This is a genomic window from Agrobacterium sp. 33MFTa1.1 (assembly GCF_004328495.1).
GTDB classification, from domain to species: Bacteria; Pseudomonadota; Alphaproteobacteria; order Rhizobiales; family Rhizobiaceae; genus Agrobacterium; species Agrobacterium pusense.
Genome location: NZ_CP036358.1, coordinates 1,167,956 through 1,189,477, shown reverse-complemented (window position 1 = coordinate 1,189,477; position 21,522 = coordinate 1,167,956). Strand labels below are relative to the sequence as shown.

At 59.6% G+C, this 21,522-nt stretch carries 20 protein-coding genes and 2 tRNA genes; 10 read left to right on the top strand and 12 right to left on the bottom strand.

Going from position 1 to position 21,522, the window contains the following annotated elements; translation table 11 throughout:
* Positions 1 to 33: 33 nt before the first annotated feature.
* Positions 34 to 837 (bottom strand): TSUP family transporter, encoded by an 804-nt coding sequence (locus tag EYD00_RS06020; RefSeq protein WP_004441947.1) that lies wholly within the window; start codon positions 835 to 837, stop codon positions 34 to 36.
* Positions 838 to 1,018: 181 nt separating this feature from the next.
* On the opposite strand from EYD00_RS06020, the gene EYD00_RS06015 reads away from it, so the two are divergent.
* The 5 genes from EYD00_RS06015 (at position 1,019) to recJ (ending at position 7,197) form a co-directional block, all read left to right on the top strand.
* A complete protein-coding gene (locus EYD00_RS06015; RefSeq protein ID WP_004441945.1) occupies positions 1,019 to 1,978 on the top strand; it encodes a nucleoside hydrolase in 960 nt (319 codons plus the stop codon).
* Between the two features lie 302 nt (positions 1,979 to 2,280).
* Positions 2,281 to 3,501, top strand: a complete 1,221-nt coding sequence (locus EYD00_RS06010; protein ID WP_004441943.1) for an LL-diaminopimelate aminotransferase — start codon at positions 2,281 to 2,283, stop codon at positions 3,499 to 3,501.
* A gap of 61 nt (positions 3,502 to 3,562) precedes the next feature.
* Positions 3,563 to 4,873: a homoserine dehydrogenase gene (locus EYD00_RS06005; protein ID WP_004441941.1), complete on the top strand. Its 1,311-nt coding sequence runs from the start codon at positions 3,563 to 3,565 to the stop codon at positions 4,871 to 4,873.
* A gap of 187 nt (positions 4,874 to 5,060) precedes the next feature.
* Positions 5,061 to 5,285 (top strand): hypothetical protein, encoded by a 225-nt coding sequence (locus EYD00_RS06000; RefSeq protein ID WP_022556200.1) that lies wholly within the window; start codon positions 5,061 to 5,063, stop codon positions 5,283 to 5,285.
* Positions 5,286 to 5,388: 103 nt separating this feature from the next.
* Positions 5,389 to 7,197 (top strand): single-stranded-DNA-specific exonuclease RecJ, encoded by a 1,809-nt coding sequence (recJ, locus tag EYD00_RS05995; RefSeq protein ID WP_081859527.1) that lies wholly within the window; start codon positions 5,389 to 5,391, stop codon positions 7,195 to 7,197.
* 129 nt (positions 7,198 to 7,326) lie between these two features.
* Here recJ and EYD00_RS05990 read toward each other — a convergent pair.
* The 6 genes from EYD00_RS05990 to EYD00_RS05965 all read right to left on the bottom strand — a co-directional run bounded on the left by EYD00_RS05990 (position 7,327) and on the right by EYD00_RS05965 (position 12,536).
* A tRNA-Glu gene (locus EYD00_RS05990) sits at positions 7,327 to 7,401 on the bottom strand.
* A gap of 447 nt (positions 7,402 to 7,848) precedes the next feature.
* Positions 7,849 to 7,923 (bottom strand) — tRNA-Glu (locus EYD00_RS05985).
* 341 nt (positions 7,924 to 8,264) lie between these two features.
* Positions 8,265 to 9,038, bottom strand: coding sequence for an amino acid ABC transporter ATP-binding protein (locus EYD00_RS05980; RefSeq protein ID WP_004441935.1), 774 nt, complete (start codon positions 9,036 to 9,038; stop codon positions 8,265 to 8,267).
* A gap of 12 nt (positions 9,039 to 9,050) precedes the next feature.
* On the bottom strand, positions 9,051 to 10,208 hold the full coding sequence (locus EYD00_RS05975; protein WP_004441933.1) for an amino acid ABC transporter permease: 1,158 nt from the start codon (positions 10,206 to 10,208) through the stop codon (positions 9,051 to 9,053).
* 2 nt (positions 10,209 to 10,210) lie between these two features.
* Positions 10,211 to 11,407, bottom strand: coding sequence for an amino acid ABC transporter permease (locus EYD00_RS05970; RefSeq protein WP_004441931.1), 1,197 nt, complete (start codon positions 11,405 to 11,407; stop codon positions 10,211 to 10,213).
* 106 nt (positions 11,408 to 11,513) lie between these two features.
* Positions 11,514 to 12,536, bottom strand: coding sequence for an amino acid ABC transporter substrate-binding protein (locus EYD00_RS05965; RefSeq protein WP_004441929.1), 1,023 nt, complete (start codon positions 12,534 to 12,536; stop codon positions 11,514 to 11,516).
* Between the two features lie 376 nt (positions 12,537 to 12,912).
* On the opposite strand from EYD00_RS05965, the gene EYD00_RS05960 reads away from it, so the two are divergent.
* On the top strand, positions 12,913 to 14,100 hold the full coding sequence (locus tag EYD00_RS05960) for a cystathionine beta-lyase (RefSeq protein ID WP_004441928.1): 1,188 nt from the start codon (positions 12,913 to 12,915) through the stop codon (positions 14,098 to 14,100).
* Between the two features lie 2 nt (positions 14,101 to 14,102).
* Here EYD00_RS05960 and EYD00_RS05955 read toward each other — a convergent pair whose 3' ends face one another.
* Positions 14,103 to 15,284, bottom strand: a complete 1,182-nt coding sequence (locus tag EYD00_RS05955; RefSeq protein ID WP_004441926.1) for an FAD-dependent monooxygenase — start codon at positions 15,282 to 15,284, stop codon at positions 14,103 to 14,105.
* Positions 15,285 to 15,312: 28 nt separating this feature from the next.
* The gene (locus EYD00_RS05950) at positions 15,313 to 15,558 is read right to left on the bottom strand and encodes a zinc-finger domain-containing protein (protein WP_004441925.1); all 246 of its coding nucleotides are present in this window, start codon (positions 15,556 to 15,558) and stop codon (positions 15,313 to 15,315) included.
* Between the two features lie 170 nt (positions 15,559 to 15,728).
* Here EYD00_RS05950 and EYD00_RS05945 point away from each other — a divergent pair, with 170 nt between their 5' ends.
* On the top strand, positions 15,729 to 16,505 hold the full coding sequence (locus EYD00_RS05945; protein WP_004441923.1) for an alpha/beta fold hydrolase: 777 nt from the start codon (positions 15,729 to 15,731) through the stop codon (positions 16,503 to 16,505).
* Here the strand turns inward: EYD00_RS05945 and EYD00_RS26095 are convergent.
* Entirely contained in the window at positions 16,490 to 16,636 is a 147-nt protein-coding gene (locus EYD00_RS26095) for a hypothetical protein (protein ID WP_004441921.1), read from the bottom strand. The genes EYD00_RS05945 and EYD00_RS26095 overlap by 16 nt on opposite strands.
* Before the next feature lie 69 nt (positions 16,637 to 16,705).
* Between EYD00_RS26095 and cysE the strand changes: the two genes are divergently transcribed.
* Both cysE and EYD00_RS05935 read left to right on the top strand, forming a co-directional pair.
* Positions 16,706 to 17,530, top strand: coding sequence for a serine O-acetyltransferase (gene cysE / locus EYD00_RS05940; RefSeq protein ID WP_004441918.1), 825 nt, complete (start codon positions 16,706 to 16,708; stop codon positions 17,528 to 17,530).
* A gap of 141 nt (positions 17,531 to 17,671) precedes the next feature.
* The gene (locus tag EYD00_RS05935) at positions 17,672 to 17,875 is read left to right on the top strand and encodes a DUF3126 family protein (RefSeq protein WP_003524869.1); all 204 of its coding nucleotides are present in this window, start codon (positions 17,672 to 17,674) and stop codon (positions 17,873 to 17,875) included.
* A gap of 50 nt (positions 17,876 to 17,925) precedes the next feature.
* On the opposite strand, the gene EYD00_RS05930 is transcribed toward EYD00_RS05935, so the two are convergent.
* Positions 17,926 to 19,320 (bottom strand): cytochrome P450, encoded by a 1,395-nt coding sequence (locus EYD00_RS05930; protein WP_004441917.1) that lies wholly within the window; start codon positions 19,318 to 19,320, stop codon positions 17,926 to 17,928.
* 111 nt (positions 19,321 to 19,431) lie between these two features.
* Here EYD00_RS05930 and EYD00_RS05925 point away from each other — a divergent pair, with 111 nt between their 5' ends.
* The gene (locus EYD00_RS05925) at positions 19,432 to 20,088 is read left to right on the top strand and encodes a TetR/AcrR family transcriptional regulator (protein WP_004441916.1); all 657 of its coding nucleotides are present in this window, start codon (positions 19,432 to 19,434) and stop codon (positions 20,086 to 20,088) included.
* Between the two features lie 86 nt (positions 20,089 to 20,174).
* On the opposite strand, the gene fdhA is transcribed toward EYD00_RS05925, so the two are convergent.
* Complete coding sequence (fdhA, locus tag EYD00_RS05920) at positions 20,175 to 21,365, bottom strand: formaldehyde dehydrogenase, glutathione-independent (RefSeq protein WP_004441915.1); 1,191 nt, start codon at positions 21,363 to 21,365, stop codon at positions 20,175 to 20,177.
* Between the last annotated feature and the right edge of the window lie 157 nt (positions 21,366 to 21,522).

Here is a 21,522-nt window from a genome sequence, read left to right as displayed (position 1 = left end):
CGAAGGACGGGCTGAACGCGCCCTATCAGTCCCTTATTTCGGGAAGACGGTTTCCCAGATCGTGGCGATGGACCAGGCGGACGAGGCGTCAATCAGAAGCTTCGTCGCCATGGCCAGACACGACAGAACCAGAAGCGGGCGGATGATTTTCGCGCCGTTTTTCATGGCGAAACGCGACCCGATCTGCGCCCCGATGAATTGGCCGAACCCCATTGCCAGTCCAAGCTTCCACAAAACCGCGCCGCCCATCGCGAAGACGACGAACCCGCCGAAATTGGAGCCCAGATTGAGAAGCTTGGTATGGGCTGTCGCCTTCAGCATGCCAAAACCGGCAAGTGCCACGAAGGCGAGCATGTAAAAGGAACCGGCGCCCGGACCGAAGACGCCGTCATAAAAGCCGATCAGCGGCGCGGCGGTAAATCCGAACACCAGCGGTGTGATGCGGCGATGGCTGTCTACATCGCTGAGCTGTGGCTTGAAGGCGAAATAGATCGCTATGGCGATCAGCAGGAAGGGCATGATGGTGCGCAGAAGATCGGCAGGCACGAAGGCGGCCGTCAGCGCCCCCAGCATTCCGCCGGCCATCGCCATCAACCCCATCGGCAATTGCTCTTTCAGATTGACATGGCCACGTCTTGCGTAAGCGAGAGTGGCGGAGGCCGAACCGAACTGTGCCTGCAGCTTGTTCGTGCCAAGCGTATCGAGTGGCGGTATTCCCATGATCATCATTGCCGGAATGGTGATGAGACCACCGCCGCCGGCAATGGAATCGATAAAGCCGGCGAAAATGGCGACGCAGAAGAGGACGAGGAAAACGTTGAGGGCGATGTCTTGCACTTGGCATGTCCGGGCAGGCGGAAGGAGAGGCCCCTTCTTTCACCGAAAACGCGGTCGCGCAATATTTTTCTGTATGGTCTGAGGGGCGCCGGGGGATTGCGGTGCTGCCGCTTATCGTTATGTTTCCGTGGCGCGTCGCCGGAACGACGGATGGCGCCTGACACATGTGGATGAGGGCATTATGCATAAAGTGATATTCGATACGGACCCCGGTGTGGATGATGCCATGGCGCTTCTGTTCCTGCACCGCCACCCCGATATCGATCTGATCGGCGTCACCACCGTTTTCGGCAATGCGCCCATCGACATCACCACCCGCAATGCGCTTTTCCTCAAGCGGGAATGGCAGATGACCGCGCCGGTCGCGAAAGGGGCGGGCGTGACCTTCGATCCGGCCCGCAAGGAAGGCCACTGGCCGACCTTTATCCATGGTGAAAACGGCCTTGGCGATATCGACATTCCAGCGACCATCGACCTGCCGCTCGACCCGCGGCCTGCGCATCGCTTCATCATCGAGACGGTTAAGGCCAATCCCGGTGAAGTGACGCTTATTGCCGTTGGCCGCATGACCAATCTGGCGCTGGCTTTGCGAGAAGAACCTGATTTCGCGGCGCTGGTGAAGGAAGTCATCGTCATGGGCGGCGCCTTCGACATCAACGGCAATGTCTCGCCGGCAGCCGAGGCCAATATTCATGGCGATCCGGAAGCGGCCGATCTTGTCTTCACCGCGCCGTGGCGCGTGGTTGTCGTCGGTCTCGATGTCACGACAAAAACCGTGATGACCAGCGCCTTCATGGCTGAGATGGCAGAGGCGGGCGGCAAGCCGGTGCAGCTGCTTTCGGACCTGTCGCAATTCTACATCGATTTCTACAAGACCCGTACCGGTGACGGCATGGTGGTGCACGACAGCTGCGCCTGTGTTTATCTCGTCGCGCCGGAACTGTTTACCACCCGCAGCGGCCCGGTGCGCGTCGTCTGCGGCGGTCTTGCCGACGGCCAGACCATCCAGAAGCCGGACGGACGCGCCTTTCCGCCGGGCGACTGGGACGGGCATCCGAGCCAGCTGGTCTGCACGGATATCAAGCCGGAGCGCGTGCTTTCGGTCATCCGCGCGGCAATTGTGAAGGGCGAGCGCGGCTGAACGACAGGAATGGCCGTTCTTGAGCATGGCTTGCCTTGCATTTTCCCAGAATCTGGCGTTATGCAAGTTCCCTGATCATAGTGCGCGATCCGCCTTGCCGGAGGGCTTGAAAAGGCGGTGCCGGTAGGACGGGCGGATCACCGCTAGGCGTCGTTGGCGCGAGAAAACCCTTGTGGGTTTTCCCGTGCTTTGCGCTACAATGAATAACGCCTGCCGGGTCGGTTCGTGTCGGCGGCGTTTAACAACAAAAACGAACCTTCGTTATGGACCGGAAGAACCGGTCCATTCCCATGAGGAAAGAGATGGAAGAGTTTCACAAGGTCCGGCGTCTGCCGCAATACGTCTTCGAACAGGTCAACCGTTTGAAAGCGAGCGCGCGAGCGGCCGGGGCCGATATCATCGATCTCGGCATGGGCAATCCCGACCTTCCGACCCCGAAGGCCATCGTCGACAAACTTTGCGAGGTCGTTCAGGACCCTCGTACCCATCGTTATTCCTCGTCCAAGGGCATTCCCGGTCTTCGGCGCGCGCAGGCGGCCTATTATGCACGCCGCTTCGGCGTTAAGCTGAACCCCGACACGCAGGTCGTCGCCACGCTCGGCTCCAAGGAAGGTTTCGCCAACATGGCGCAGGCCATCACCGCGCCGGGTGACGTGATCCTGTGTCCGAACCCCACCTATCCGATCCATGCCTTCGGCTTCCTGATGGCGGGCGGCGTTATCCGCTCGATGAATGTCGAGCCTGACGACAGCTTCTTCGGGCCGCTGGAGCGCGCCGTGCGCCACTCCATTCCGAAGCCGCTGGCGCTGATCGTCAATTATCCTTCGAACCCGACGGCGCATGTCGCGTCGCTCGATTTCTACAAGGACGTCATCGCCTTTGCGAAGAAGCACGAGATCATCGTGCTTTCCGACCTTGCCTATTCGGAAATCTATTTCGACGAAAGCAATCCGCCGCCCTCCGTTCTCGAGGTTCCCGGTGCGATCGACGTTGCGGTGGAATTCACTTCCATGTCGAAGACGTTTTCCATGCCCGGCTGGCGCATGGGCTTTGCCGTTGGCAACGAGCGGCTGATCGCGGCGCTGACCCGCGTGAAGTCTTATCTCGATTACGGCGCCTTCACACCGATCCAGGTTGCTGCGACCCATGCACTGAACGGTGACGGCTCGGACATTGCCGAAGTGCGCAATGTTTATCGCCGCCGTCGCGATGTCATGGTCGACACCTTCGGCAAGGCGGGCTTCGAAGTACCGCCGCCGGCGGCCACCATGTTCGCCTGGGCGAAGATCCCGGAAAAATTCCGCCATCTCGGCAGCCTGGAATTCTCCAAGCTTCTGGTCGAGAAGGCCGATATTGCCGTTGCTCCCGGCATCGGCTTCGGCGAGATGGGCGATGATTACGTCCGTCTCGCGCTCGTGGAAAACGAGCATCGAATTCGTCAGGCAGCGCGCAATCTGAAGCGTTTCCTGTCGACCGCAGACGAAACGATGCACAACGTCGTTTCGCTCAACGCCCACAGATAAGGGCAAACCCAGGGCGGCCGGGTCTCGGCCGCCACCATCACCAGCAATCAGGAACATACCCATGGCAGATTCATTGAGAATCGGCATAGCGGGGCTCGGCACTGTCGGCGCTTCGCTCGTGCGCATCCTCCAGCAGAGAAGCAACGAACTTGCGATTACCTGCGGACGCGCAATTGAGATTATTGCGGTAAGCGCGCGTGATCGTTCGCGTGACCGCGGCATTGATCTCACGGGTATTACCTGGTTCGACACGCCGGAACAGATGGCGAGCGAAGCCGACATCGATGTGTTTGTCGAACTGGTCGGCGGTGCTTCCGGACAGGCCGAAAATGCGGTGCGGGCAGCGCTGTCGCGCGGTCTCCATGTGGTGACAGCCAACAAGGCGCTGCTGGCCAAGCATGGTGTCGAACTGGCGACCATTGCCGAAGACAAGGGCGCGCTTCTGAACTTCGAGGCGGCGGTCGCTGGCGGCATTCCCGTCATCAAGGCCCTGCGTGAATCGCTGACCGGCAATCACGTGACGCGCATCTACGGCATCATGAACGGCACCTGCAACTACATCCTCACAAAGATGGAGAAAGAAGGCCTGTCCTTCGAGGCCTGTCTGAAGGAAGCGCAGCGGCTGGGATATGCAGAGGCTGATCCCGCCTTCGATATCGAAGGTAACGACACCGCGCACAAGCTTTCCATTCTGACCACGCTTGCCTTCGGCAACAAGATCGCTGCCGACGACATTTATCTCGAAGGCATCACCAATATTTCGATCGAGGACATCCAGGCGGCTGCCGATCTAGGCTATCGCATCAAGCTTCTCGGCGTGGCGCAGGTCACCGAATCCGGTATCGAGCAGCGCGTCCATCCGACCATGGTGCCGCTTGATTCCGTCATCGCGCAGGTCGATGGCGTCACCAACGCCGTGGCGATCGAATCCGATATTCTCGGTGAATTGCTGATGGTCGGACCCGGCGCCGGCGGCAACGCCACGGCATCCGCCGTGCTCGGCGATATCGCCGATATCGCCAAGAGCCGTCCCGGTGCACAGCGTGTGCCGGTACTCGGCCGTCCGGCGAAATCGCTGACGGACTATCGCCGCGCCAAGATGAAGAGCCACGAGGGCGGTTACTTCATCCGCCTCACGGTGAAGGATCAGGCCGGTGTGTTCGCCTCCATCGCCAGCCGCATGGCTGACAATAACATTTCGCTGGAATCCATCGTGCAGCGCCAGCGCGTGCACGTGGAAGGCGCGCCGCAGACAATCATCCTTGTTACGCACGCGACAATGGAAGATGCGATCCGCAAGGCGGTAAAAGCGATCAAGAACGAGAAATATCTCGTCAGCGAGCCCCAGGTCATCCGCATCGAGCGGACCTGAAGCGCGACGCTACTGTCGTGAGATCAAAAACCGCGTTTCCATCCGGAAACGCGGTTTTTTGTTGCTTGGGGGACCGGCGCCTTCCTGCGGTCTGGTGGCCGCAAAATTTGAGGGGACGGTGCGTGAAGCGCTGGAAAGCAGGGCGATTCGGCCTTATGGTTAATCGTGTTCACCAAGCGAGGGAGGCGTGGCCGTGACATCGATCATCCTGTTCAAGGACAACAAGCGCCAGGGCGCTCCGGCGAGCCATCACCGGGCGCGGCCGCACAATGCCAATGACAATATTCGCAGCATGGAATTCGATATGGCCGAATATGAGCGTAACTGGTGTTCGCTCGCGGTATTTTCGCTGCTGCTGCTTGTCGCGGCCGTCTCGATTGTCAGCCCTTTTTTCTCGATTTTCTCGACGTGATTTCGTCAAGGCGCGTTTTTGCTTGAAAAACGCAGCATCGCCATTTAGCCCGTTCTAACCATTAGAGCGCCTGTTGGCGCGAATGACAGGACGAATGGACAGGATGGTAATGATGGAGCCGGCCGATACCGTGGCCCGCGCATTTTTAAGCGTGGAGCGGTCGGCAACAGAACAGCGGTGGGTGTCTCGGCTGGATCAGGCCGGGCAGAACCGTGCGCTGGCGATGTCACAGGTCCACGGTATTCCGGAACTGATCGCCCGGGTGCTCGCCGGGCGCGGTGTGGGGGTGGATGATGCCCTGGCGTTCCTTGATCCCACCGTTCGCTCCCTGATGCCCGACCCGCATGTGCTGACCGATTGCGAGAAGGCCGCCGAGCGGCTTGTGCGCGCCATTGAAGCGGGTGAGAAGGTGGCGATCTTCGGTGATTACGATGTCGATGGCGCTGCTTCCTCCGCGTTGATGTACCGGTTTCTTGCACATTTCGGGCTGACGCCCGAGATCTACATTCCCGACAGAATTTTCGAGGGTTACGGGCCTAACCCGGCGGCGATGCAGCAGCTGGCCGCCAATGGCGCGACGCTGATCGTGACGGTGGACTGCGGATCCACCAGCCATGAATCGCTCAAGGCGGCAAAAGAGGCACGAACGGACGTTGTGGTCATAGACCACCATCAGGTGGGTACGGAACTGCCGCCGGCGGTGGCGCTGGTCAATCCCAACCGGGAGGACGATCTGTCGGGGCAGGGGCATCTCTGTGCCGCCGGCGTGGTGTTCCTCGTGCTCGTCGCCACGCTTCGCGTTCTCAAGGACAGGCGGCACCGCCAGGCCTTCACGCTCGATCTGCTGTCATTGCTCGACATCGTTGCGCTTGCGACGGTCTGCGATGTGGTTCCCCTGAAAGGGCTGAACCGCGCCTATGTGGTGAAGGGCCTGATTGCCGCACGCCACATGAAAAATGCCGGCCTTGCCGCGCTGTTCAAGAAGGCGGGGCTGGGCGGGCCTGTGACACCCTATCATTTCGGTTTCCTGATCGGACCCCGCATCAACGCCGGGGGGCGTATTGGCGACGCTGCGCTTGGCAGCCGATTGTTGACGATCGATGATTCCTCGCAGGCCGAGGTGATTGCCGAGCGGCTGGACGAGCTGAACCGCGAGCGACAGGCGATGGAAGCGGCGATGCTGGCGGAGGCCGAAGCGGAGGCCCTGTTCGAATATGGCGACGGCTCGGGTGCCGGTGTTATCGTCACCGCGCGTGAAAACTGGCATCCCGGCATTGTCGGCTTGTTGGCCTCGCGCCTGAAGGATCGCTTCCGCCGCCCGGCTTTTGCCATTGCCTTCGATCCCTCCGGCAAGGGCACCGGCTCCGGCCGTTCGATCGCCGGCTTCGACATGGGGCGGATGGTGCGCGCTGCCGTGGAGGCCGGCCTGCTGGTCAAGGGCGGCGGTCACGCCATGGCGGCAGGCCTCACGGTTGAGCGCGCCAATCTCGGCAAGCTCAGGACCTTTTTCGAAGAAGCCGCGGCAAAGACCGTAAACGAGCTGGTAGAGAGCAGCGTATTGAAGATTGATGGCGCCATCGGCGCTTCGGGGGCTACGTTGCAGCTTGTCGACCAGCTAGAACAGGCCGGTCCCTATGGTTCCGGTCATTCTCAGCCGATCTTTGCTGTTCCGGCGCATCGCCTGCGTGATGTGCGGCTGGTGGGCGCATCCCACGTCAAGATCACGCTGGAGGCCATGGATGGCTCACGGCTGGACGGAATCGCGTTCCGCGCCGCCGAGGCGCCCCTGGGACAGATGCTCATGAATGCCCGCGGACGGAATATTCACGTCGCGGGTACTGTGGGCGCCGATCTCTGGCAGGGGCAAAGGCGGGTTCAACTGCGTGTTCTGGACGCCGCTTTCGCGCCCTGAGAGGGGCCACCAATCTATCTCGGCTGTCACCGGCCAACGGTTGTCGCTGACCTATGCACTACAACGGGATATCTTTACGCGATGCGTGAAGATATACGTTTATGCTGCTGATTTTAAGGGAGAAGCAAGTGGCACGCCCTAGGGGAGTCGAACCCCTCTTTTCAGAATGAAAATCTGACGTCCTAACCGATAGACGAAGGGCGCGTGCGCTTGTGGTGTGGCGCCCTTATAGTCAGGCTCCCGTTGCTCCGCAAGCGGAAAAACTGATTTTTTTCGCTTTGCGGCGAGTTTTTTTGGCAGGGCGGAACGGGCTGTGGAAAACCCGGTCGGACCGGCCCAAATCCTTGAATTATCGCTCCAATCTCGCGCGGCACGGGACGCGACGAAGCGGTGCAAGTGGGCAAAGCCCAGCATCGTGGCCGTTGAGCTGGCAACGCTCTGCCGAAGCCCGGGACTTCCTGATGATCTGGGAGAGGGGAAAGGCAAGCCGGGTGAATTGCGCGGCGGCATTTCGTCCGGCTTGCCTTCCATCGGGGGGACAGGCATCTAACGTGCCGACGGCAAATCGGTTCCGCAGCAATGATGAGATGCTGGAATTATTGCGATTTTATCGAATGATTTCGTCGTGTCGGAGGTAACCAGCAAAGGAAGTGGCACGCCCTAGGGGAGTCGAACCCCTCTTTTCAGAATGAAAATCTGACGTCCTAACCGATAGACGAAGGGCGCGTGCGCTTGTGGTGTGGCGCCCTTATAGTCAGGCTCCGGTTGCTCCGCAAGCGGAAAAACGCATGATTTGACAAAAAAATGACACGGGTGGCCAGAAGCCCTGAAAAACAAGGATTCTTGTTTCGTAACAAAAGGTTAAAGCGTGCTTGGTCCCGCGGTTTTGCGCTTCTAACGGAAGAGAATGATGTGTGGGAACGCGTGGATGGGCAGTGATTCACTCAAGTGGCTCCGGGACGGGAGAAGCGCGGCGTCATGAGGAGCCAAAGATCACGCCAGATCTGGAGCTGGGTTGTCGTCATAAAAAAACGGGGCCCAAAGGCCCCGTCCGATGATGCTTGTTCTCAATGCAGTATCTGGCTGAGGAACAGGCGGGTACGCTCGTGCTGCGGATTGTCGAAGAATTCGGCGGGCGAGTTCTGTTCGACGATCTGGCCCTGGTCCATGAAGATAACGCGGTTTGCGACCTGACGCGCAAAGCCCATTTCGTGGGTCACGCACAGCATGGTCATGCCGTCTTCTGCGAGGCTGACCATGGTATCAAGCACTTCCTTGACCATTTCCGGGTCGAGCGCCGAGGTCGGCTCATCGAAGAGCATGATCTTCGGCTTCATGCAGAGCGAGCGGGCAATCGCCACACGCTGCTGCTGACCGCCGGAGAGTTGGCCCGGATATTTATGCGCCTGCTCGGGAATCTTCACGCGCTTCAGATAGTGCATCGCCACTTCTTCGGCTTCCTTCTTGGGCATCTTGCGAACCCAGATCGGCGCCAGCGTGCAGTTTTCGAGGATCGTCAGATGCGGGAAGAGGTTGAAGTGCTGGAACACCATGCCAACTTCGCGGCGCACCTCGTCGATCTTCTTGAGGTCGTTGGTAAGCTCGATGCCATCAACGACGATGCTGCCCGACTGGTGCTCTTCCAGACGGTTGATGCAGCGGATCATGGTCGATTTGCCCGACCCGGAAGGACCGGCGATGACAATGCGCTCGCCCTTCATGACCTTCAGGTTGATATCACGCAGCACATGGAAATCGCCGTACCATTTGTTCATGCCGGTGATTTCGATTGCGACGTCCGTCGCCGAGACGGTCAGTTTTTTTGCCTGGGTTTCTGCCATTTTGAGCGTCCCTTATCGTTTATGCCCGGTGTCGAGGTGCCGTTCCATGAACAGCGAATATCGCGACATGCCGAAGCAGAATATCCAGAATACGAAGCCTGCGAAAATATAGCCAGTCATGGCGGTGACGGGCGTGGCCCAGTTCGCATCCGATTGGTTGAGTGTGACAATACCGAGCAGGTCGAACATGCCGATGATCGAGACCAGCGACGTGTCCTTGAAAAGCCCGATGAAGGTGTTGACGATGCCCGGAATGACGAGCTTCAGCGCCTGCGGCAGCACGATCAGCCTCGTCTTCTGCCAGTAATTCAGGCCGAGCGAGTCCGCACCTTCATATTGTCCCTTCGGAATGGCCTGCAGGCCGCCGCGGATCACTTCCGCCATATAGGCGGAGGAGAACAGCGACACGCCGACCAGCGCACGCAGGAACTTGTCGAAAGTCCAGCCGTCGGGCAGGAACAGCGGCAGCATGATGCTGGCGAAGAACAGGACGGTGATCAGCGGGATGCCCCTGATGACCTCGATGAAGAGGACGCAGAGCATCTTGATGACCGGCAGGTTCGAGCGTCTGCCGAGAGCCAGAAGAATGCCGAAGGGCAGCGACACCGTTATCCCGAAGAAGGACAGGATGAGCGTGACCATCAGGCCGCCCCAGAGCTGCGTTTCCACCTTCGGCAGGCCGAAGACGCCGCCGATGAGCAGGAAGAACGCAATGAAGGGCAGGATGATGAAGAGCGCCAGCGCATTGAGACGCTTGAACGGCGCCTTGGGAATGAGCATCGGGACCAGCAGGATCGCGAACGTCACCATCACGAGGATGGGACGCCAGCGCTCGTCAATGGGGTAACGGCCGAAGACGAATTGTCCGAGCTTGGCCGAGACAAAGGCCCAGCAGGCGCCGGACTGTCCGTCCGGAAGCGCGCCGCCCTGTGAAGCGGTGAGACACGCAATACGGTCGCTGCCGGTCCAAACCGCGTCGATAAACAGCCACTCGATGATCGGCGGCACGATATAGACGAGGAGGGCAATAGCAAGGACGGTGAGCACCGTATCCTTGGGCGTGGCGAAGAGCTTGGTACGCAGCCAGTGGGTTACGCCCACCGCGCTCGATGGCGCGGGGCGGGCTTCCTCAATGGTCTGGCGCACGAAGGCGTGGTTGCTGATCGTCATCGTCATCTCTCCACCAGAGCCATTTTCGCGTTGAACCAGTTCATGACCACGGCCGTGAGCAGGGACAGCGAGAGGTAGATGACCAGCCAGATGGCAACGACTTCAACCGCCTGACCCGTCTGGTTCAGGATCGTACCGCCAACGGAGACGATATCGGCAAAGCCGACCGCGACCGCAAGCGACGAGTTCTTGGTGAGGTTGAGGAACTGACTTGTCAGCGGCGGAATGATGATGCGCATGGCCTGCGGCACGACGATGAGACGTGTCGTGGTGCTGGAGCGAAGCCCAAGCGCGTCGGCAGCTTCCGTCTGCCCCTTCGCCACGGCCTTGATGCCGCCGCGAACGATCTCGGCGATGAAGGAGGCAGTGTAGAAGGACAGCGCCAGGAACAGCGACATGAATTCAGGCGCGACGACGGCGCCGCCCGAAAGGTTGAAGCGTCCGGCGATGGGGTAATCGAATGTCAGCGGCGCGCCGATTGCGAGGAACGTGGCGAGCGGCAATCCGATGACGAGCAGCGTTATCGTTATTCCGGTGCGGAATTGCTGTCCGGTTTTTTCCTGTCTGGCTTTCGCCCAGCGGTAAACAAGCACGCTGACGACGACGGCGACAAGAAAGGCCAGCGGCACGAGCCAGATTCCGTCCCCCCAGAGCGGTTTCGGAAAGAAGAAGCCACGATTGTTGAGGTAGGTGCCGAGCGGCAGCTCGAGCGATTCGCGTGCCTGCGGCAGGACCGAGATGACGCCCTTGTACCAGAAGAAGATCACGAGCAGCGGCGGGATGTTGCGGAAGATTTCCACATAGGCCTGCGCGAGCTTCGAGATCAGCCAGTTGTTGGACAACCGGGCGATACCGACGATGAAACCGATGATCGAGGCGGCGATGATGCCAAAAAACGCAACCTGGATCGTGTTGAGAATGCCGACGAGCAGCGCCCGGCCATAGGTCGCATCGCTGGTATAAGCGATCAGCGACTGGCCGATGTCGAAGCCGGCGCGTCCGTTGAGGAACCCGAAGCCGGATGAAATGTTTGAACGTTGAAGATTGGTGATCGTATTCGTCACGATGACCCAGACGAAGGCGGCCAGGATGACGACCGTCAGGACCTGGTAAAAAATGCCGCGTATGCGTGGATCGTAGATAAGTGACGACGCGCTTTGCGCGCGCGATCGTTGCGAACTGACCGCGTTGCCTGCCATAGGCACCTTTCCCTTTTATATGCTCTTTGCGAGCTTATTTATATAATTTGAAGCGGAGGCCGGGTGTTGCCCAGCCTCCTTATGATCTAGCCGATGATGGGGCCGATCAACGGACCGGCGGTGCGTATTGCAGGCCGCCCTTGGTCCAGAGCGCGTTCTGGCCGCGCTCGATCTTCAGAGGCGAGCCGGCGCCGACGTTGCGGTCGAAGACTTCGCCGTAGTTGCCCACCAGCTTGATGATGTTGTAGGCCCAGTCATTGGTCACGCCGAGATCGGTACCGATCTTGGTGCCTTCTTCCGTGCCGAGCAGGCGCTTCACGTCCGGATTTGCGCTGTTCTTCTGCTCGTCGACGTTCTTGGAGGTGATGCCAAGTTCTTCGGCATTGACCATGGCGTAATGAACCCAGCTGACGATGTCGAACCACTGGTCGTCACCCTGGCGAACGGCCGGACCAAGCGGCTCCTTGGAGATGACTTCAGGCAGAACGATGTTTTCTTCCGGGTTCTTCAGCTTCAGGCGGATCGCGTAAAGGCCAGACTGGTCAGTGGTGTAGACGTCGCAACGGCCGGCATCATAAGCAGAGGTCGCGTCGGCTTCCTTTTCGAAAACCACCGGGTTGTACTGCAGATTGTTGGTCTTGAAGTAGTCGGCGAGGTTGAGCTCCGTGGTCGTGCCGGTCTGTACGCAGACGGCGGCGCCGGAAAGCTCGAGAGCGGACTTCACGTTGAGGCTCTTCTTGGCGATGAAGCCCTGGCCGTCGTAGTAGTTGACGGTACGGAAGTTGAAGCCCAGCGACGTGTCGCGGCTGATCGTCCAGGTGGTGTTACGGGTCAGAACGTCGACTTCACCGGACTGGAGAGCCGGGAATCGGTCCTTGCTTGAAAGTGCGACGAACTTGGCCTTCGAAGGATCGCCGAAAACCGCTGTGGCAATACCACGGCAATAGTCCACATCGATACCGGACCACTCGCCCTTGTCATCGGGATTGGAGAATCCCGGAATGCCGGCGCTGACGCCGCAGGTGACGAAACCCTTGCCCTTCACATCCTGAAGCGTCGCAGCCGAAGCGACCGAGGCTCCTCCCAAAACTGCTGCGCCGATGGCGGCCGACAGAATTGCCTTTTTCATTTTTCCCAACCTTTGTTTGTTATCGTCACTTGGAAGAGGACCGGCATGTTTGTTCTGCCCCAGCTCCCCCTTCAGCGAGATCTTTTCGATCCGCTTTTTCTATCACAATCGCAATTGGCAGCGGGGTCAAGACGTGCGGGCAATAATTGTGCCTATAAAACGGAATTTTCCAAAATTTGGTCGTGAAGTGTGCAAAGGGTGAAAATATAAGCATATTTTTGCGGAAATTTGCACTTGCACAGTATTTGTATACTTGTTGTATTCTGGCTGGCGATGGATCAATCCCGGCGGTTGTTGCGTCCCGGCGGGACTTGACCTTGCGGTTCGCTCTCAGCATTGTCGCACGCGTCAATGTTCCTTCGAAAGCTGATCTGAAATGACCAAGACAAATGACCTGCTTTCCGCCGCAGGTGTGAATACGCGCCTCACCCATGGCGGCAATGATCCCGCTGACTGTTTCGGTTTCGTCAATCCGCCAATCGTGCGCGGCTCGACGGTGCTTTTTCCCGACGCGGAGACGCTTTCGACCGAAAACCAGAGATATACCTATGGCACCCACGGCACGCCGACGACCGATGCGCTCTGCAATCTCGTCAATGAGCTGGAAGGGTCTGCCGGAACCATTCTCGTGCCTTCGGGCCTTGCGGCCATCACGGTCCCGTTCCTTGCCTATCTCGGCGCTGGCGACCACGCGCTGATCGTCGATTCCGTTTATTTTCCGACACGTCGCTTCTGCAATATGATGCTGAAGAAGCTGGGTGTCGAAGTGGAATATTACGATCCGGCCATAGGGGAGGGCATAGAGGCTCTCATCCGGCCGAACACGAAGCTGGTGCATCTGGAAGCGCCGGGTTCCAACACCTTCGAAATTCAGGATGTCAGGCTGATCACCGATATCGCTCATCGGCATGATTGTGTTGTGACGATGGACAATACCTGGGCGACGCCGCTTTATTTCAAACCTTTGGATTTTGGCGTCGATGTTTCCATCCACGCTGCCACCAAATATCCCTCGGGCCATTCGGATGTGCTGATGGGCTTCGTCTCGGCCAATGAAAAGCACTGGAAGGCGCTTTATCAGGCCAATACCAATCTCGGAATCTGCGTCACTTCGGACGATGCCTATCAGATCCTGCGCGGCATGCGCACGATGGGAATCAGGCTGGCGCACCATCAGAAAAGCGCGCTCGACATCGCCACATGGCTGGAGAGCCGGGACGACGTCGTGCGCGTGCTGCATCCGGCGCTGCCGAGCTTTGCAGGGCACGATCTCTGGAAGCGCGATTTCAAGGGTGCAAGCGGCGTCTTCTCCTTCGTGCTGAAGGCGGAAGAAGGCAGATACAAGCAGACGGCGGCCGCGTTCCTGAATGCGCTGACCTTTTTCGGGCTCGGTTACTCCTGGGGCGGCTACGAATCGCTTGCCGTTTCGGTCTCGCTTGTCGACAGGACCATCGCCAAGGGTCCCTCGGAGGGACCGGTCATCCGCCTGCAGATCGGGCTTGAGGATGTCGCCGATCTCAAGAAGGACCTCGAGGCCGGCTTTGCAGCCGCGGCCGCGGTTTGACCTCAGCCCGTGGCGCGATAGCCGTAGAGCCAGTCGAAGTCCTTCAGGAAGGCGTCGGTGGGACGCGTGGAAAACACGAAGTCCCGCGCGATACGCACCGGGCCTGTGGCGTGATAGGCAAAACGATTGAGAGAGGCCCGCTTGCGGGCCTTTTCTATGCGCGGCAGGCGCAGGGCCTCGAAGGCGGCAAGAGCCTGCGGCGCGGGCAGGGTGGCTGAAGCATCGCTGCCCACCATGGTTCCCGCGAGTTCAAACGCATCCTCGATCGCCATGGCTGCCCCCTGGGCGGCGAACGGCATCATGGCATGCGCTGCGTCGCCGATCAGCACCGTGTCCCGGCCATTGTGCCAGCGGCCGGGGCCGGCCTGATAGAGCGGCCAGAAGGTCGGGTTTTCGGACGAATCGAGCAACCGGACGATGTCAGGGCTGAAGCCGCGAAACTGTTCAAGAAGCAGGGCTTTCTGCCGACCGCTCGATTCCGCCCGCCATGTTGCACCGGGATCGGCGCCAAGCGCGATGGCGACGATGTTGAAACCGCCGACTTCTTTCAGCGGATAGGCGACGATATGGCCACCCGAGCCGAGATAGGCCGTGACGGCGCTTTTGTTGATGGCCGACGGCACGGCATTGGCGGCAACGGTGAAGCGCCAGGCGACATTGCCGGAGAAGGTAGCGGTGGGAGCGGCAGGAACGGCAAAGCGGGCCGCCGACCAGACACCGTCCGCGCCGACAATCAGATCATGGTCGCGGAATGTGGTTGCGGCAATCACATCGGCCGTCGCGTTTTCGATGCGTTTGCCGAGATGCAACCGGCATAGGGGATTATCTGTCACCGCGTGGAGAAGTGCGCTTTGCAGGGTGGAGCGGTGCAGCACGCCATAGGGTGCGCCCCAGCGTGTACGCGCCACCGCGCCCACAGGCAGGGAGAGCAGCGTTGCGAGCGATTTTCCGGAGGCGAGTTCGACACTGACGGGCTCGGTCCAGCGCGCCTCGATGGCAGGCAGCACGCCAAGCGTGGCGAGAATGCGGGCGGCATTGGGCGAAATCTGCAGGCCGGCGCCAACTTCCGTCAGTTCGCCGGCCTGTTCGATGATGTCGCAGTCTATACCGTGCCGGGCAAAAGAAAGGGCAGCGGTGAGACCGGCAATGCCGGCACCGATAATGGCTACGGATTTCATGGGCATGATGCGCCCCGATCAGGAAAAGTGGAGGTCAGGCAGCCTTCACGTGGAAAACGCAGCCCGGAGGATTGGTCTGCTCGGCCTTCAGCGACGGATTGTAGCGATAAAGGGTGGAGCAGTAGGAACAGACCTTCTCATTGTCGTCGCCCATATCGATGAAGATATGCGGATGATCGTAAGGAACGGAAGCGCCGGTGCACATGAATTCCTTGACGCCGATCTCGATCATGCGGTGTCCGCCATCGTTCTGGAAGTGGGGAATGGTATGCCCGGCCATGTTCGTCTCCAAATGCAATATCGTTGTAGAGCCGCAATCCGGCTTCGCATGCCGGCTCGTCGTTGCGGATATGTAGCCTCAAACGCATTGCATCTCCATAAAAATCGTCAGCAAAACATGTTCAACATTGCTAATTCCTGCCATATGGTCCGGCAAAAAGGATGTCCTTGATGAATCTCAACACGCCGCAGTTTTCCGATTTTTTCCATGACGGCCTTCGCCTCGCTTATTTTGACGAAGGCGATCCGGCGGGAGACCCGGTTTTGCTCATCCATGGCTTTGCATCCAGCGCCAACGTCAACTGGGTCCATCCTGGCTGGCTGAAGACGCTGGGAGATGCCGGCTACCGGGTGATCGCCATCGATAATCGCGGCCATGGCGCAAGCGACAAGCCGCATGATACGGAGGCCTATTATCCGTCCGTCATGGCCGAAGATGCGGTGGCGCTGCTCAACCATCTCGGCATCGCAGAGACGCATGTGATGGGTTACTCCATGGGTGCGCGCATTTCCGCCTTCTTGGCCATGGCGCATCCCGAGCGCGTGCGTTCTCTGGTCTTCGGCGGGCTCGGTATCGGCATGGTCGAAGGTGTGGGCGACTGGGACCCGATCGCAGAGGCGCTTCTCGCGCCTTCGCTCGATGTCGTGACCCATGAGCGCGGCCGCATGTTCCGAGCCTTTGCCGATCAGACGAAAAGCGACCGCTTGGCGCTTGCCGCCTGCATCGAGACATCGCGGGTTCTCGTCACGCGCGACCAGGCGGCAAAGATAGATGCGCCGACGCTGATCGCGGTCGGAACGAAGGACGATATTGCTGGCTCCGGTGAAGAGCTCGCTGCCATCATGCCGCACGCGCGGGCGATCGACATTCCCGGCCGCGACCACATGCTGGCCGTCGGCGACCGCGTGTTCAAGGCGGCGGTGCTGGATTTCTACCGTTCGTTCTGAGTTGACGCATTTTCGAGGAAAAACGGGGCAGGCTTTCCGCGCAGAAGCGCGGCAAAGCGCAGTTCGGCAAGAAACGGTTTTTCAAGCTGCATGAAGAAAAACTGAAGCCGTGCCGCCTTTAAAGTCGTCATTCGAATCCCATTTCTAATGCACGTCTTTTTCTGTATAAAGAACGACCACTGCAAACGAGGAGACCGTTCATGGTCGCACGTACCGAGGCCCGTCAGCCTGAACAGCTGGCGATCGTCGACCCGATCTGGGGCAGCCTGCTGCATGAAGCGCGCAGCGCCGCCGCACAGGATCCGCTGCTTTCAGCCTTTCTTTATTCGACGATCCTCAACCACCGGTCTCTCGAAGAATGTGTGATCTACCGTATCTGCGAACTTCTCGACCATCCGGACATACAGGCCGTGCTGTTGCGTCAGACCTTCCAGGACATGCTGGATGACTGGCCGGAATGGGGAAGCGTTCTCCGCGTCGACATCCAGGCCGTTTACGATCGCGATCCGGCCTGCACGCGCTTCATGGAACCGCTGCTTTATTTCAAGGGTTTCCAGGCCATCCAGACCCATCGGCTTGCCCACTGGCTGCTGCAGAAAGGCCGCAAGGATTTCGCGCTTTATCTGCAGAGCCGGTCTTCGAGCATTTTCCAGACCGATATCAACCCCGCAGCACGCATCGGCAAGGGCATCTTCCTGGACCACGCCACCGGGCTGGTGGTCGGCGAGACGGCAGTCATCGGCGATAACGTCTCCATCCTGCATGGCGTCACCCTCGGCGGTACCGGCAAGGAAGGGGCGGACCGCCACCCGAAGATCGCCAACGGTGTGATGATCGGCGCGGGGGCGAAAATCCTCGGCAATATCGAAATCGGCAGCTGCTCGCGCATCGCCGCAGGATCTGTGGTGCTGAAGCCGGTTCCGCCGAAGACCACGGTTGCCGGAGTGCCGGCGCGGGTGGTGGGAGAAGCAGGGTGTTCTGAACCCTCGCGCCTGATGGACCAGCTCATCGGAGCCGATATCTGAGCGGCACTGTCGCGTTGACAGGTGGCCGGGTTTTTTGCCGTCGTCCGTGTGGAAGACACGGATGACCTGCCGCTTTCACTTTACTTTGGCCTTTGTCCCATGCCAAAAGCGGGCCAACGCGAACCGCACAGGAGAATAGTGGTGAAAGCCGACGAAATCAAAAAACTCGACGCCTACTTCAAGCGTACCTTCAACCCGACGATGGTGGTCAAGGCGCGTCCGCGCAAGGACGATTCCGCCGAAGTGTATCTTGGCGAAGAGTTTCTCGGCGTCGTTTACATCGATGACGAAGACGGCGACCGTTCCTACAATTTCTCGATGGCGATCCTCGACGTCGACCTGTGATCGTCACCGTTCGGTGACCCAGGGGGCCTCCATTCATCGCCCGCGGTGGTTCACGCCGCGGGCGATTTGTTTTTCCGTTGCACGATCCGCATCGTCAGGCGACTTTCCGGCCGCAATGTTACCCGCATCAGCGGTGCCGCAGTTGCCGTTGACCTGTTTTCCAGGTGAAGGCCTTGCAGAAGAACGGCCAGGATCGTCACGGCTTCCATCATCGCAAAAGCATTGCCGATGCAGATGCGGGGTCCCGCCCCGAATGGCATATAGGCATAGCGGTGGCGCGCCTTCGTCTTTTCCGGTCCGAAGCGCGACGGATCGAAGCGCTCGGGCTCGTCCCACAAGGCGGCGTGGCGGTGCACGGCATAGATGGGCACGTAAAGAACGGTGCCCGCCGGAATATCATGCCCGCCGAGCCTGAAGTCTTCAAGCGCCGTGCGTGTAATGACCGGAGCTGGCGGGTAAAGCCGCATAGCTTCCGAGAACACCTGTCGGGTATAGGTCAGGCCGGCGATATGTTCCGCCGCGACCGGTTCACCGGCGGTGACGGTGTCGATTTCCTCGAGAATTTTTCTCTCCGTTTCACGGTTCTTCGACAGAAGGTGAAACGTCCATGCGAGACCGAGCGCCGTCGTTTCGTGGCCGGCGGTGATGAATGTCAGGAGATTGTCGACGATTTCCGTGTCGGTCATCATGCGTCCGGTTTCAGGATCCCTGGCCTCCAGCAGCATCGAGACGAGGTCGTTCCTTTCGGATGGATTTTTCCGCCGTCCGGCAATCACCTTCGCAAGGCTTTCGCGCAGATAACCGACGGCGATCCGGGCCTTGCGCCGGCCAGGATGAGGTAGCCATTCCGGCGCCCCCAGCATGGTGAGCGCGAAGGTCCAGCCTGTCGGTTTCAGATAATCGGTAATACTCTGTTCGACCCGCGCAACATCAATTCCGTATCCACCGGACATCATCGTTTCGACGATGATGTCGAACGTGGTTCGCATCATTTCGTGGCCCACGTCGATGTCACCAATGGAAGGAGAGCGCCAGCGCGCTTCCGTGCGTCGTGCCGTCTCGATCATGACCGGAAGCAGATCCAACAGCTTTTCGTGGCGGAAAGCGCCTGCGACGGATTGCCGTTGCCATTTCCAATGGTCCCCGTCGGCGGTCAGAAGTCCCTGACCGAGGGCCGGGCCGAGGACGCGCCGCACATCTTCACCCTTGCCAAGCAGATGGGCGTTCTTGACCAGAGCCTCGTGGATCAAAACGGGATCGGCGAGATGCACGCGCATCGTATCGCCAAGGCGAGTGAAAACCGCCGGTTCATGAAAGATTTCCGGCGGCAACGCCTTCAACGGATTGCGGATAATGGAGAGAGCGAGACGCGCGGTGGCGAGCTTCGATACGGTTTGTGTCCCGATCGCCTCGGGCGAGGGGTTGCGAAGGCCGGTGTCGGTCATCTGCGGGTCCTTTATGCGCGTTGAACAATGGCAACATGCTGTTAAGGTGTTTACCTTATACCGGTAATTTAAGGTGTACGCCTTAGTTTTCAATGGTGGGGTGAAATTTCTATGATAAACGGCGCGAAACGGCCGGGGCGATCCCTGACACGTGAAAAAATTCTAGATGTTACACTCGGTCTCTTCAACGAACGTGGCCCGGACCGTGTGACAACGGCCGAAATCGCCGGCGATGTGAAAATCAACGAGGGCAATCTCTATTATCATTTCCGCACCAAGGAATCGCTGGTCCTTGCCCTGTTCGCCCGCTTCGAAAACGATGCGCTGGCGCTCGTCGCGACTGTTGACGGAGCGGACGAGGCGGCTGCGGCGACTTATGCCGGCTTTTTGTGGCAGTGGTTCTCTCTCGTCTGGAACTACCGCTTCCTTTTTCGCGATCTTGTCGGTCTGGTGGCGTTGGCACCGGGGCTGGTGGAGCCCGTCCGAACCATAAGCGCCGCCATGCGTCTGGCGGTCGGCCACATCGTCACGCGGATGCAGAATGCGGAGCTGGTGGACATTCCCGAAGCGGAGCGCGAGGCGGTTTTGACGAATTTGTGGATCGTCTCGACCTATTGGGCGTCCTATCTTAATCTGCAGGAAGGTGTCAGCGAATTCGGGTCGCAGCAACTGGAGTGGGGGCTGCGGCAGGTATCCAGTCTGTTCAGGCCTTATCTTTCTTCCGAGGCAATGGCCGAGCTGGAGTCACTGGGAGAAGGCGAGAAATAGTGTCTCCGACAGGGGGCATTTGCGCCAATGGAAAACCGCCCGTTTATAGCGGGCGGTTTCATTACACCGGTTTTCCGGTGCAGGCGTCAGGCCGCCTTGAGCAGGTCGCCATGCGGATCGAGCACGAACTTGGTGGCTGCGCCCTGATCGAAGCTCTCATAGCCCTGTACGGCATCGTCGAGCGCAATGATCCTGGCGTTGACGATGTCGGCAATCGGCAGGCGGTCGTGCAGGATCGCCTGCATGAGCTGGCGGTTATATTTCAGCACCGGTGTCTGGCCGGTGTGGAAGGATTGCGCCTTCGCCCAACCGAGGCCGAAACGCAGTGACAGGCTGCCCTGTTTGGCAGCATCATCCACCGCGCCCGGATCTTCGGTGACATAAAGGCCTGGAATGCCGATCGAGCCGGCGGCGCGGGTGATTTCCATCATCTGGTTGAGAACGATCGCCGGCTGTTCGCCGCCTGCGTGGCCGCGCGCTTCAAAGCCGACCGCGTCGATCGCGCTGTCCACCTCGTTGGTGCCGACAATCTCGGCGATCATGTCGCCCAGCCGGTCGCCCTTCGAGAGATCGACGGGTTCGAAGCCGACTTTCGCAGCGTGGGCAAGACGATCCTTGTTGAAATCGCCGATCATGACGACCGCAGCACCCAGAATGCGGGCGGAGGCGGCAGCCGCGAGGCCTACCGGGCCGGCACCGGCGACATAAACAGTGGAGCCGACGCCGACACCGGCCTTCACTGCGCCGTGGAAGCCGGTTGGCAGAATGTCGGAGAGCATGGTGAGGTCGCGGATCTTCGACATCGCCTTGTCACGATCCGGGAATTTCAGCAGGTTGAAATCGGCATAGGGGATGGTGACATATTTCGCCTGACCACCGATCCAGCCGCCCATGTCGACGTAGCCATAAGCGCCGCCGGCGCGGGACGGGTTCACCGTGAGGCACACGCCGGTATCCTGCGACTTGCAGCAGCGGCAGCGGCCGCAGGCGACGTTGAACGGCACGGAAACGATGTCGCCAACCTGCAGCATCTCAACGTCGATGCCCTTCTCGATGACTTCGCCGGTGATTTCATGACCGAGAACGAGGCCCGGCATCGCCGTGGTGCGGCCGCGCACCATGTGCTGGTCGGAGCCGCAGATATTGGTGGAAATCACCTTGAGAATGACACCGTGCTCGATGCGCCGGCCATCCGGCGCCTCAAGCTTCGGGTCGTCGATGTCGCGGACTTCGACCTGACCCGGCCGCATGTAGACGACGCCTCTGTTCCTGCTCATATCCATCTCCTCCATGGTTGAACACCGTACCTGTCCGCTCCTCCGCGGGCAGATGACTTCATGGGTGCAGCAAACCATGAGAGGGGAGATGTGGCGTTCGGGAATACGACACGCGGTGTGGTCGTAACGACACCGCGTTTCGCCCGATGTCACCGTG

Excerpts from the sequence above, each read along its gene's own strand:
- cysE (WP_004441918.1), top strand. The coding sequence starts at position 16,706 with ATGGTCGCACGTACCGAGGCCCGTCAGCCTGAACAGCTGGCGATCGTC.
- recJ (WP_081859527.1), top strand. The coding sequence starts at position 5,389 with ATGGTAATGATGGAGCCGGCCGATACCGTGGCCCGCGCATTTTTAAGC.
- EYD00_RS05955 (WP_004441926.1), bottom strand. The coding sequence starts at position 15,284 with ATGCCCATGAAATCCGTAGCCATTATCGGTGCCGGCATTGCCGGTCTC.
- EYD00_RS06010 (WP_004441943.1), top strand. The coding sequence starts at position 2,281 with ATGGAAGAGTTTCACAAGGTCCGGCGTCTGCCGCAATACGTCTTCGAA.
- EYD00_RS05945 (WP_004441923.1), top strand. The coding sequence starts at position 15,729 with ATGAATCTCAACACGCCGCAGTTTTCCGATTTTTTCCATGACGGCCTT.
- EYD00_RS05980 (WP_004441935.1), bottom strand. The coding sequence starts at position 9,038 with ATGGCAGAAACCCAGGCAAAAAAACTGACCGTCTCGGCGACGGACGTC.
- EYD00_RS06015 (WP_004441945.1), top strand. The coding sequence starts at position 1,019 with ATGCATAAAGTGATATTCGATACGGACCCCGGTGTGGATGATGCCATG.
- fdhA (WP_004441915.1), bottom strand. The coding sequence starts at position 21,365 with ATGAGCAGGAACAGAGGCGTCGTCTACATGCGGCCGGGTCAGGTCGAA.
- EYD00_RS05970 (WP_004441931.1), bottom strand. The coding sequence starts at position 11,407 with ATGGCAGGCAACGCGGTCAGTTCGCAACGATCGCGCGCGCAAAGCGCG.
- EYD00_RS05930 (WP_004441917.1), bottom strand. The coding sequence starts at position 19,320 with ATGACCGACACCGGCCTTCGCAACCCCTCGCCCGAGGCGATCGGGACA.
- EYD00_RS05950 (WP_004441925.1), bottom strand. The coding sequence starts at position 15,558 with ATGGCCGGGCATACCATTCCCCACTTCCAGAACGATGGCGGACACCGC.
- EYD00_RS06005 (WP_004441941.1), top strand. The coding sequence starts at position 3,563 with ATGGCAGATTCATTGAGAATCGGCATAGCGGGGCTCGGCACTGTCGGC.
- EYD00_RS05925 (WP_004441916.1), top strand. The coding sequence starts at position 19,432 with ATGATAAACGGCGCGAAACGGCCGGGGCGATCCCTGACACGTGAAAAA.
- EYD00_RS26095 (WP_004441921.1), bottom strand. The coding sequence starts at position 16,636 with ATGACGACTTTAAAGGCGGCACGGCTTCAGTTTTTCTTCATGCAGCTT.
- EYD00_RS05975 (WP_004441933.1), bottom strand. The coding sequence starts at position 10,208 with ATGACGATCAGCAACCACGCCTTCGTGCGCCAGACCATTGAGGAAGCC.
- EYD00_RS05960 (WP_004441928.1), top strand. The coding sequence starts at position 12,913 with ATGACCAAGACAAATGACCTGCTTTCCGCCGCAGGTGTGAATACGCGC.
- EYD00_RS05965 (WP_004441929.1), bottom strand. The coding sequence starts at position 12,536 with ATGAAAAAGGCAATTCTGTCGGCCGCCATCGGCGCAGCAGTTTTGGGA.